The 11,074-nt window shown below is 64.0% G+C and carries 11 protein-coding genes, 1 tRNA gene and 2 pseudogenes; 10 read left to right on the forward strand and 4 right to left on the reverse strand.

Annotated elements, in window-relative coordinates; genetic code table 11:
- The first annotated feature begins 124 nt into the window (after positions 1-124).
- Positions 125-1,120: an alpha/beta fold hydrolase gene (locus ACT2B0_RS14955; RefSeq protein WP_473458797.1), complete on the forward strand. Its 996-nt coding sequence runs from the start codon at positions 125-127 to the stop codon at positions 1,118-1,120.
- A gap of 30 nt (positions 1,121-1,150) precedes the next feature.
- Here the strand turns inward: ACT2B0_RS14955 and hisN are convergent, their stop codons facing one another.
- Positions 1,151-1,921: a histidinol-phosphatase gene (gene hisN, locus ACT2B0_RS14960; protein WP_350149212.1), complete on the reverse strand. Its 771-nt coding sequence runs from the start codon at positions 1,919-1,921 to the stop codon at positions 1,151-1,153.
- Between the two features lie 220 nt (positions 1,922-2,141).
- Positions 2,142-3,083 (reverse strand): N-formylglutamate amidohydrolase, encoded by a 942-nt coding sequence (locus ACT2B0_RS14965; protein ID WP_473458799.1) that lies wholly within the window; start codon positions 3,081-3,083, stop codon positions 2,142-2,144.
- Between the two features lie 191 nt (positions 3,084-3,274).
- Between ACT2B0_RS14965 and cpdR the strand changes: the two genes are divergently transcribed.
- The 9 genes and pseudogenes from cpdR to ACT2B0_RS15010 all read left to right on the forward strand — a co-directional run bounded on the left by cpdR (position 3,275) and on the right by ACT2B0_RS15010 (position 8,513).
- On the forward strand, positions 3,275-3,637 hold the full coding sequence (cpdR, locus tag ACT2B0_RS14970; RefSeq protein WP_350149210.1) for a cell cycle two-component system response regulator CpdR: 363 nt from the start codon (positions 3,275-3,277) through the stop codon (positions 3,635-3,637).
- 75 nt (positions 3,638-3,712) lie between these two features.
- A tRNA-Val gene (locus tag ACT2B0_RS14975) sits at positions 3,713-3,787 on the forward strand.
- A 246-nt stretch (positions 3,788-4,033) separates the two neighbouring features.
- Positions 4,034-4,441, forward strand: a complete 408-nt coding sequence (locus ACT2B0_RS14980) for an XRE family transcriptional regulator (RefSeq protein ID WP_127600253.1) — start codon at positions 4,034-4,036, stop codon at positions 4,439-4,441.
- Between the two features lie 162 nt (positions 4,442-4,603).
- A complete protein-coding gene (locus ACT2B0_RS14985; protein WP_473458802.1) occupies positions 4,604-4,918 on the forward strand; it encodes a hypothetical protein in 315 nt (104 codons plus the stop codon).
- Between the two features lie 334 nt (positions 4,919-5,252).
- Positions 5,253-6,355 (forward strand): IS3 family transposase gene (locus ACT2B0_RS14990; RefSeq protein ID WP_473458804.1). Its coding sequence is split into 2 segments (ribosomal slippage): positions 5,253-5,514 and positions 5,514-6,355, totalling 1,104 coding nucleotides; the frame shifts between segments, so codons are not numbered across the junction.
- 102 nt (positions 6,356-6,457) lie between these two features.
- Positions 6,458-6,781, forward strand: a pseudogene (locus ACT2B0_RS14995) (tyrosine-type recombinase/integrase); the annotation flags it as partial.
- A gap of 209 nt (positions 6,782-6,990) precedes the next feature.
- On the forward strand, positions 6,991-7,170 hold the full coding sequence (locus ACT2B0_RS15000; protein WP_350149209.1) for a hypothetical protein: 180 nt from the start codon (positions 6,991-6,993) through the stop codon (positions 7,168-7,170).
- Between the two features lie 122 nt (positions 7,171-7,292).
- Positions 7,293-8,356: pseudogene (locus ACT2B0_RS15005) on the forward strand (IS630 family transposase).
- Positions 8,337-8,513, forward strand: a complete 177-nt coding sequence (locus tag ACT2B0_RS15010; RefSeq protein ID WP_348393676.1) for a hypothetical protein — start codon at positions 8,337-8,339, stop codon at positions 8,511-8,513. The pseudogene ACT2B0_RS15005 and the gene ACT2B0_RS15010 overlap by 20 nt, the downstream one beginning before the upstream one ends.
- Before the next feature lie 210 nt (positions 8,514-8,723).
- On the opposite strand, the gene ACT2B0_RS15015 is transcribed toward ACT2B0_RS15010, so the two are convergent.
- The gene (locus tag ACT2B0_RS15015) at positions 8,724-9,827 is read right to left on the reverse strand and encodes an NADH:flavin oxidoreductase/NADH oxidase (RefSeq protein WP_473458806.1); all 1,104 of its coding nucleotides are present in this window, start codon (positions 9,825-9,827) and stop codon (positions 8,724-8,726) included.
- A gap of 42 nt (positions 9,828-9,869) precedes the next feature.
- Positions 9,870-11,051 (reverse strand): M20 family metallopeptidase, encoded by a 1,182-nt coding sequence (locus ACT2B0_RS15020; protein WP_473458808.1) that lies wholly within the window; start codon positions 11,049-11,051, stop codon positions 9,870-9,872.
- Positions 11,052-11,074 lie beyond the last annotated feature (23 nt).

Here is an 11,074-nt window from a genome sequence, read left to right on the forward strand (position 1 = left end):
TCCCGGATCGACAGAGGCCGGAGGCTGCTGGCAGCGCCTCCGGCCTTGACCGTTCGACAGTCCCACGCCCCGATCACCTCTGATTTTCTTTGCTTTTGTTCCAGTCGCTCCGTATCACCGAGCCATGAACCTGCGCGCCGACATGCCGGTCGAAGACGAAACCACGGCTGTGCTTCACGAGATCCCGGGCAATCGGGTCCCGGACCGTGCGCGCGCGGGATTTTTCGATAGCCGGGACGGCAAGCGGCTGCGTTACGCGCTCTTCCCCGCCCAGGTCCGGCCTTTGAAGGGCACGGTGATCATCCTGACGGGCCGCAACGAGTGCATCGAGAAATATTTCGAGACCATCGGCGATCTGTCGAAGCTCGGCCTCGGCTCGGCGGTGATGGACTGGCGCGGCCAGGGCGGCTCCGAGCGCCTCACACGCGATCCGCAACGCGGCCACGTCGACAGTTTCGACGACTATGTGGCCGATCTCGACCGGTTCTTCACCGACATTGCCCTGCCCGACTGCCGCGGCCCGTTCTATATTCTCGCTCATTCGACCGGCGCGTTGGTGGCGCTGCTCGCCGCGCCGAGCCTGACCAACCGGGTCCGGCGCATGGTGCTGTCGGCACCGCTGCTCGCCTTCGAGGGCCGCAACGCCTCGGTGACCGGCCTGCGCCGGATCAGCTCGCTGTTTTACGCGCTCGGCCTGGGCACGATCTATCTGGGCTGGGGCCGCCGCCCCGCGGTCCCACCCCCGTTCGCCACCAACAAGCTGACCACGGATTTCGCCCGCTACCAGCGCAATATCGCGCTTTACGAGCGCTTCCCGCAGCTGGCGCTTGGCGGCCCGACCGCCGGCTGGGTGCGCGCGGCCTGCCGCGCCATCGAAAAGGTGACGGATCCGGCCTTCGCCGCCCGCATCCAGGTGCCGACGCTGTTCGTCGCCGCCGGCGCCGACATGGTGGTGTCGACCCGCGCCATCGAGCGTTACGCGACCGGGCTGCGCGCCGCCTCGCTGCTGACGATCGACGGAGCCCGCCACGAATTGCTGCAGGAAGCCGACATCTATCGCGAGCAGTTGCTGGCCGCCTTCGCCGCCTTCGTGCCCGGCACCGACACCGCGATCGCCTGACGAAAAGCGGCCGCCCGGATCCGCCCCGGATCAGTCGCCGACGAGGTCGAGCACCGCGCGATGCAACGCCGGCGTCGCCGCCGCGACAATGTCGCCGCCGCCTTCCGGCCGTTCGCCCTGCCATGTGGTCACCACCCCGCCCGCCCGCTCGATCAGCGCGACCAGGCCGGCGATGTCGTAGGATTGCAGCCCCGCCTCCACCGCGATGTCGGCGTGGCCGGCCGCCACCATCGCGAAGGCATAACAATCGGTGCCGTAGCGCGGCAATCTGACGGCGTCCTCCAGACGATCGTAGCGGGCGCGCAGCGCGCCCTGAAACAGCGCCGGCGTCGTCGTGAACAGGCTCGCCTCGGCAAGCGACGTCGTCGCACGCGTGGCCAGCGGCCGCGCCCCGCCGGGTCCCTCGTAGAAGGACCCTTGCTTGGTGGCGTAAAAAAGCTCGCCGATAAAGGGCTGCGACATCAGCCCGGCCACAGCCTTGCCGTCCTCGATCAAGCCAACCAGCGTCCCCCACAGCGGAACGCCGGAAATAAAGGCGCGCGTGCCGTCGATCGGGTCGATCACCCACACACGGCGCGCATCCGGGTTCTCAACCCCGTGTTCTTCGCCGACAATGCCGTCATCGGGAAATTCCGCCCGGATGATCGCGCGGATCGCGCGTTCCGCCTCGCGGTCGGCTTCCGTCACCGGATCGAAGCCGGCCTCCTGCTTGTTGGATACCACGCCGGCGCCGCGAAAACGCGGCAGCGTCTGCTCGGCCGCCGCGGCCGCGATTCGCCGCAACAAGTCAGCCGTTGCCATTCAAACCTCACTTTGTTGCAAATTTGCCACATATAATTGGCAATCTGGCCCTACCAGACGACGAAATTCGGGTTTTCCACCGCCGGCGCTTGACTTTTGTGCATTGCACAATACGCTTTTGGTGAACGGTTCGTCCGTTCTTGCCCTTTTTGGGCGTTTCCTCCCTAGACTTGGACCGCGTCGTCTTCGCGATGCGGTCTTTTTTTGTGCCGTTGCAGCCTCATTCGGCTGCCAGGGGCATCGCCGGCTTGCCGAAGCCGGCCGCCGCGATCAAACGCTCCACGAACCGGGCCATGTCGTCGGCGAGCGGCAGGAAGCCGCGCGACTTGCGATAGCTGCGCTCGTTCATGTAGAGCCCGCGATTGACCTCGATCTGCAAGGCATGCAGCCCGCGCGCCGGCCGGCCATAATGTTCGGTGATGAAGCCGCCCGCATAGGGCTTGTTGTGGGCGACGGTGTAGCCGAGCGAAACCAGGATGCCGATCGCGGCCTCGCTGAGTGCCGCGGAGGCGGAGGTGTTGAAGCGATCGCCGATGATGAAGTCGGGCCGCAGCCCGGCCTCGCCGACACGGATGCTGGCCGGCATGGAATGGCAGTCGATCAGCACGGCCAGCCCGAAAGCGGCCTGCGTTTCGGCCAGCAGTCGCCCGAGACAGGCGTGGTAGGGTTTGTAGAACGCCTCGACCCGTTGGCGCGCCTCGCCAAAGGGCAACTTGCCGGCATAGATCTCCTGGCCCTCGCCGACGATCCTGGGCACCGTGCCAAGCCCGCCCGCCACGCGTGGGGAACGGATATTGGCGTAGCTCGGCAGGGTTTCCGAGAACATGCGCGGGTCGAGTTCCCACGGCTCGCGGTTGACGTCGAGATAGGCGCGCGGAAAATTGGCCGAAAGCAGCGGCGCGCCGAAGGTGACCGCGGCGGCGAACAGTTCCTCGACATAACAATCCTCCGAGCGGCGGATCGCCTGGCCGTCGAGCCGCGACAGGGCCAGGAAGCGCTCGGGATAGCTGCGCCCGCTATGCGGCGAATTGAAGATGAAGGGGACGCTCTGCTGAAGGGGACGCCGTGTCTGGAAGGGCACGACGCCGGCGAAATCGTCGGCGACGCTCATCAAGGGTGCATCCACCACGGGCAGGGTCTGGTCATGCCGTGAAAGTGCCATCCGATCCGTGACCTGTCCAGAACCAATCGCTGGCCGTCCGGCATGCGGGCGCGCCGGCAAGGCGAATTGACGCTTCGCGCGCCGAACGCCGCCACGGTTCACTTGATGTTTACCCTACCCAACGCATATATCTGATTTGGTTGACGGGCGGCATGGCGGCCGACACCGTTCTGGAACGCGGACGGGAATCCATGACGAGAATCCTACTTGCTGAAGACGACAACGACATGCGCCGCTTTCTGGTCAAGGCGCTTGAACGGGCCGGTTACGACGTCATCGACTACGACAATGGCGCCAGCGCCTACGAGCGCCTGCGCGAGGAGCCGTTTTCACTGCTCCTGACCGACATTGTCATGCCGGAGATGGACGGCATCGAGCTTGCGCGCCGCGCCACCGAGATCGATCCCGATCTGAAGGTGATGTTCATCACCGGTTTCGCGGCGGTCGCGCTCAATCCCGATTCGAAGGCTCCCAAGGACGCCAAGGTCCTGTCGAAGCCCTTCCACCTGCGCGAGCTCGTCAGCGAGGTCGAAAAGATGCTGAAAGCGGCCTGATCGGGGCCGCCGCCGGACGATGGATTTTCGGCATTGACGCCAGCATGATTTGTGTGGTCTATGCGCGGCGCTGATGGGCGTGTAGCTCAGCGGGAGAGCACTACGTTGACATCGTAGGGGTCACAGGTTCAATCCCTGTCACGCCCACCATCAGCCCCAAGCACTTAGCACGAGATTGCGTAGCGGCCGTCAGGTTCAGCGAACCTGACGCGGTCGAGTTTGGACCTGCTTCTAGCCTGCTGACTCGTTTCGGCCCAACGCAAGTATGCGGCCAATCAGAACATTGCCGAGGACACATTGCACTTCGCCATGTCCCCCGCGCTCGCCCCAATAGCTGATCGCTATAGACATTGATGAATTGCGCAACGATGCGCGGTCAGGTGATAAGGTGAGTTCATGAAGAAGACGATCGGTAAGCCATTTGCCCATACCAGGCTTGTGAAGTTTCTCGACAAGCGCATTCTCGAGCTGCGTCCGCGCAAGACACAGCTCGAGATCGCCGCGGAAGCCGGCTTCAACGCGCTCAACACGCTGGCCATGATCAAAAGCGGGGCGATCAAGCTGCCACTCGATCGGGTGCCGGCCATGGCCAAGGCGCTCGAATGCGATCCGACGCGTCTCTTCATGCTGGCTGTCGAGCAACAGGACTCGGCGCTGGCCCGTTTGCACAAGGAAATCTTCGGCACGCCCGTCACGGCCAACGAGGTGGCTTGGCTGGAAGAAATCCGTTCGGCGTCAGATCACAGCGACCCGACGCTGACCACGAAAGCCCAGAAGGCGATCCGCGGCATCTTCGGCAAGTAAGCCAGCCGAGCAGAACGAGGACGCCGATTGGCGTCTCCCCGTGCCGACTTCATCGGGTCGTCCGACTCCCTCCAACTCGCAAAGCCGCAGAACGTGCGTAGTGCCACGCATCCTGAGTAACAGGGCGCGTCGCTGCGTGCCGCTCGTGAGACTGAACACATCATGCCCTATCAGACATCATTTGATTCCCGCTGGAACCGCGCTTTCATTCCGAAGCACCATTGGCACTTTCATCGGCGCCTCTATCAACACTACAGGCTCGTTCTTGGACCCGGTGATTTCTCACGGATCCTGAAAGACATTCGATCCGGCCACGCACTCCTAGTAGAATCCAGGTCACCCAAGCGCTTCATCTATTTCGTCAACGTGCGCAGCCTGCACGAACGCATCTACGTGCTGTCCGATGGGAAGCGTCTGATCACCGCGTGGCCTCCGGAAGCGAGGTTGGGCGAGATCAGGAGGCGGTTGTCGCCGTAGGCGCTCGGACGGGGGCGATATCTACGATCTGCCGAGATTGACCCCCGGGGGCAAGGAACCAAGCTCATCAGTGTCAGCGGGAGCCACCGATAGTGGAATCCTTCCCGATCGAAGTCCTAGGAAAACCGCTCAGCATCGGTCCGGATGCATTCTGGCGCCCAGAGCGGGGCGCGCACCTATCCGCCCATAAGCCGGAGCACGGAACATCGCTCTACGCCGTCGCCGTCGCCTTCGCCTTCGCCTTCGCCTTGATTGCTCTGATCCCCACAAACTGGATCGCTTTTGGTTAGATTTTTCCGCTTAGTTTTCCCTGGCTGGAATGGAGCGGAGAGCGATGAAGGCATCGAAGTTTTCGGACGCGCAGAAGGCGTTCATTCTGAAGCAGGGCGATGACGGCGTGCCCGTGGCAGAGATCTGCCGCAAGGCCGGGATCAGCCAGGCGACCTATTTCAACTGGAAGAAGAAGTATGCTGGACTGTTGCCAGATGAGATGCGCCGGCTGAAGGCCCTTGAGGACGAGAACGGTCGGCTGAAGAAGATCGTCGCTGACCTGACGCTTGATCGCGAGATGCTGCAGGACGTCATTCGCCGAAAGCTCTGAGGCCTGCCCGGAAGCGCAAGCTGGTCGACGGGATGCTGGTGGACTGGGGGATATCGATCAGACGGGCCTGCAAGGCACTGAAGTTCGAGACCTCCACCTACCACTACAAGTCCCGTCGCACCGGTCAGGCCGCGCTCGAACGAAGGATCAAGGAAATTTGCGAGACGCGGGTTCGCTACGGCTACCGGCGTGTCCACGTGCTGTTGCGTCGTGAGGGATGGACGATCAACATGAAGAAGACCCGTAGGATTTACAATGAGTTGGGACTACAGCTCAGGAACAAGCACCCCAAGCGACGGGTGAAGGCCAAGCTCAGGGAGGATCGCCAGGAGGCCATCGGACCGAACGATGTGTGGGCCATGGATTTTGTCCATGACCAGATCGCGACCGGCAAGAAGCTCCGTGTCCTGACCATTGTCGACACTCATTCCCGCTATTGCCCAGCGGTCGATCCGCGCTTCTCCTATCGCGGCGAGGATGTCGTCCAGACGCTCGAGCGAGTATGTGGCCGTATCGGCTATCCGAAGACGATCAGGGTCGATAATGGCAGCGAGTTCATCTCCCGGGACCTCGATCTGTGGGCCTATGCGAACGATGTCACCCTCGACTTCTCACGGCCGGGCAAGCCTACGGACAACGGCTTCATCGAAGCCTTTAACAGCAAGCTGCGGGCCGAGTGTTTGAACGCACACTGGTTCCTGAGTCTTGCGGATGCCCGCGAAAAGTTGGAGGATTGGCGTAGATACTACAATGAGGTTCGGCCTCACTCGGCGATCGGATACAACGTCCCGATCGCATTACAAAATCCCGGTGGCGAAGCCAGCCCGTCACCGTGAAGAAAGCCGGAAAACTCCAGCCACCGGCGCTCCAAAGTTCGGTCTCAGAGCAAAAGCCGGAAAACTCCAGCCACCGGCGCTCCAAAGTTCGGTCTCAGAGCAAACACTGCGCTGCTTGAAGCACTTCGCAACGCAAAAGAGGGCGCATTAACGGACTACGTGATCGAATGGGCGGGCAAACCCGTGCGATCGATCAGGCGCGGCCTGAAAGCCGCAGGCAACGCCACAGGACGGTCGGATGTCTCGCCGCATATGCTGCGTCATAGTGCTGCCGTGTGGCTCGCTGAGGACGGCCACAGCATGGACGAGATCGCTCAGTTTCTAGGACATGGCGACAGCAAGATAACGGCTCGCGTCTATGCGCGCTTCTCTCCGACGCATTTGCGAAAGCTGGCTTCATCGCTCGAAATACGTAGTGTCCCTTAGGTTCACCGAACCTAAAGAACTTCCAGCTGGCTACTTCAGGCGCCGAAAAGCCGAATTATTTAGTGGTCTTTTCGCGGAATTCTGCGCATTTCACGAGCGGCGACGACGTTGACATCGTAGGGGTCACAGGTTCAATCCCTGTCACGCCCACCATCAGCCCCAAGAAATCCAAGGCATTCAGGCAGTCTTCCTGTAGCGCGCAATTTCGAATGGCACAGCGCGCAACTTCGAATGACATCAACTTTTTGCTGATTGAAGACCTGTTTGATCGTAGCGCATTCTGGCTTTTGCCGCTGCCTCAAGCGGCTTGTCTAGGCAGGCTACGTGAAATCAAGCTTGCTCATGCAGTGCCGGCCGTCCGGCTTTTATCTCTGTCGGTGGATGAGTGAAGCAGCAACTTTGCCGCCATGTCATGCCTGACGCGTAATACCAACCGTCCCGGCTTGTGAATCTTTCGTGATTTTGAGACGTTTGGGCCGCGTGCTTCCCTGTTGTTGAAGGAGATTCGGCGATGGGATCAGCGGTGAAGTTGCGGGACGACTATTTCGCGGCGGAGCTGCGTCGTCTGGCTCGTGTTGCGAAGGATGTGCGCCAGAGCAGCTGACTCCTGGCGAGCGCGGCGGTTCTGGACGGGATGAGCCGATGCGGTGCGGCTCGGCGGTATGGACCGCCAAACGCTGCGCGACTGAGTGCACCGGTTCAACGCGGCCGGGCCCGGTGGTCTTCTCTATCAATGGTCGGCGGGGCCAACGTCGCGACTGTCGCCCGAGGAGCAGGCCGACCTGGCCACAATTGTCGAGAAGGGTCCGGACCGCGCCGTTAACGGCGTCGTGCGCTGGCGGCGCGTCGACCTGAAGCGCATCATCAAGGAGCGTTTCGGCGTCAACTACGACACGCGCTATGTCGGGAAACTGTTGCACATGCTCGGCTTCTCGCACATAAGCGCGCGCCCGCATCATCCGGCACAGGACGCCCATGTCGTCGAGGCGTTCAAAAAAACTGGCCACGCACGCTGAAGGCGCATCTTTGCGACCTGCCGCCGCGCACGAAGGTGGAGCTGTGGTCCCAGGATGAAGCCCGCATCGGCCAGAAGAACGGCATCGTGCGGCAATGGGCGCGTTGCGGAACACGGCCACGGCAGCCGGCCGACCAGCGCTACAAGAACGCCTACCTGTTCGGCGCAATCTGCCCGGCGCGCGGCATCGGCGCTGCTCTCGCGCTGCCCGTTGCCGACACCGAGGCCATGCAGCTCCATATCGACGAGATCAGCCGGCATGTGGAGAAGGGTGCCCATGCCGTGCTCGTCATGGACCGTGCCGGATGGCACACCATCGCCAAGCTCAGGATGCCGAAAAACATCACCGCATTCTTCCTGCCGTCGCGGGCGCCGGAGCTGAACCCGGTCGAGAACATCTGGCAGTATTTCCGACAGAACTGGCTCTCAAACCGCGTCTTCGACACCTACGAGGCCATCATCGACGCCGCCTGCGAGGCTCGGCAGAAGCTCCTCGCCGAACCGGAGACATCACCTCAATCGGAATGCGGAAGTGGGCCCATGTCGGTCAAGATCTATGACTCTTGGTATAACGAACGCTATGGGGGGATGATCTTCGCCGAAGTGCCCACCACCGCTTCGTTGATAAGCGGTTCGATATTGGTGATGACACTGATCGCCCAATCGGTCTGGGCGCTCGGTCTTGGCAAGGAAATTCCCGCAAGAGCGGCCGGTTAGAAAGACCGTCACGGGCAAAATCGCCGATGACGGTGAACATTTTGAACGCCCTCTGCGCCGGAACCTGGCCCGCTTCGGTCGCCTTCGGAAAACCCTGAGCGCTTCACGGCTGCCACCGGCGCTTTGCGTCACCTCCGATCCCGGTCCAAACAACCGCTGGATACGTCCGTGGCAGCCGAGCGCCGACCGGCCGATGAGCGCGCGAGCGTCTCAGTCGGCGTCGGAATAGGCCGCGCCGGGCCAAACCGCGTCGGCCGCGCGCTGATACTGGACCGGCCGCTCGACATCGGCACCGAGGACCCGCGCCGCTGCCCAGGCCCAATGCGGATTGTCGAGAAAGGCGCGGCCGAGCGCGACCATGTCGGCGTCGCCGGCCGCAACGACCCGCTCCGCCTGCTTCGGCGTCGTCACCAGGCCGACGGCACGCACGGCAAGGCCCGTTTCATCACGCACCCGCTTCGCCAGCGCGACCTGATAGCCTGGCCCGATCCGCGGCGCCGCGCTCGGCGTCACCCCGCCGCTGCTCACGCACACGAAATCGACGCCTTCCGCCTTCAGCCCGTGGGCGAAACGCACCGCCTCGTCGAGGTCGATACCGCCCTCGACCCAGTCCGAGCCGGTCATGCGCACCCCGAGCGGCCGGTCCCGCGGCCACGCCTTTCTGACCGCACGGACCACCTCGAGCGGGAAACGCATGCGGTTGTCGATGCTGCCGCCGTAGTCGTCGGTTCGCCGGTTGGCGCGTCCGGACAGAAACTGGTGCAGCAAATAGCCGTGCGCGGCATGCAGCTCCAGAAGGTCGAAACCGAGCCGCGCCGCGCGCCCGGCGCTTGCCGCATGCGCTGCCTTGACGCGCTCCAGGTCGGCCCGCTCCATGGCGCGCGGCACGTGCCAGCTCTCTCCGAAGGCCTCCGCCGAGGGCGCGATCGTCGTCCACGGCTTTTCGTCCGCCCCGAGCGCCCGTCCCCCCTCCCACGGCCGTTGCGCGGAGGCCTTGCGCCCCGCGTGGCTGAGCTGGATGCCGAGCCGCGCCGACCCATGGTCGCGGCAATGCGACACGATGCGCGCCAGAGCGTCCTCGCTGGCCTCGTCGTAAAGCCCCAGATCGCCGTGGGTGATGCGTCCTTCAGGCTCGACAGCGGTCGCCTCGACGACCAACAAGCCGGCGCCGGACGCGCTCAGCGTGCCCAGATGTGCCAGGTGCCAGTCGGTCGCCGCGCCGTCGACGGCGCTGTATTGGCACATCGGCGACACCGCGATCCGGTTGGCAAGGGTCAGACCCCGCAGGGTGATCGGCGAAAACAACGCGCTCAAGTGCCGCTCCTCGATAAAAGATGAAGACTGGATGAAAGGGGTTTAGCCGGTCGCGAGGCTCTGGAAATGCCGCGACGTCAGCATGGCATGCAACAAGGCGGCGCGTGGGGCTATGGTGGACACGAGAATATGCTCGTCGACGGCATGGGCGCCAGCCCCGCCGCAGCCCAGGCCGTCCAGCACCGGCCGGCCGAGCGCGGCGGCGAAATTGCCGTCCGACACGCCGCCGCGCGCCGTCTCGCCGATCGGCAGGCCGAGATGGGCAGCGAGCGCGCGAGCGGCCGAATATAGCCGTGCCACGGCCGACGAGCGGACGAAGGGCGGCCGATTGAGGCCTCCGTTCACCTCCAGGCGGATATCGCGCTCGACCGCCCGCCGCGCCAGCATCGCCGCGACGAGACGCTCGGCCGTCGCCATGTCATCGACGCGCATGTCGACTTCGATGCCGGCCTTGTCCGGCACGACATTGGCGCGCGTGCCGCCATGCACGGTTCCGACATTGAACGTCGCCGCACTCTCGCTGTCGTTCATCGCCTCGATGGCAAGAACCTGGCGCGCGACCTCGCGGATCGCGCTGCGCCCGTCGTCGCGGTTGCCGCCGGCATGCGCGGACACGCCGTGCGCGGTCAGGTCGAAACGCGCCCAGCCCTTGCGGGCGGTCACGACGGTTCCCGGCGCGCCGTACGAGGGTTCGGGGACCAGCACGAAGGCCGCGTCGCCCGCCAGGCGCTCTATCGTGCCGCGCGAGACGGGGCTGCCGATCTCCTCGTCGCCGTTGAGAAAGACGCGCACCGGGCGCGGCGGCACGATCCCCTGCCGGGCGATGCCCCGCAACGTCTCCGTCGCCAGATAGGAGCCGGCCTTCATGTCGAAGATTCCGGGCCCGTAAAGCCGGTCGCCCTCGCGCCGGACCGGCCGTTGGGCCAGCGTCCCGGCGCTCCAGACCGTATCGACGTGCCCCATCAGCAAGGCCGCGTCGCCGTCGCAGCCTTCGGGCCGGTAGTCGATCACCATCTGGCCGCCGCAGCCGTCGCGCGCGGGCAGACGCCGGATTTCGACCGGCAGGCCGTCGAACGCGCTCTCGACCCGGTCGAGCATCCGGTCGATCAGGTCGGGCCGATCGGACGGCGTCTCCATCTCCACCCAGTCGACGATCCCCTCGGCCAGCTTTTCGCCGTCGAAGGCCTGTGCCCGCAGCAGCGCGGGCTCGAATTCTTCCGCCATGATCCCGTCTCCGTCCGGCCTGC

The organism is Nitratireductor sp. J20-h4 (assembly GCF_056780505.1).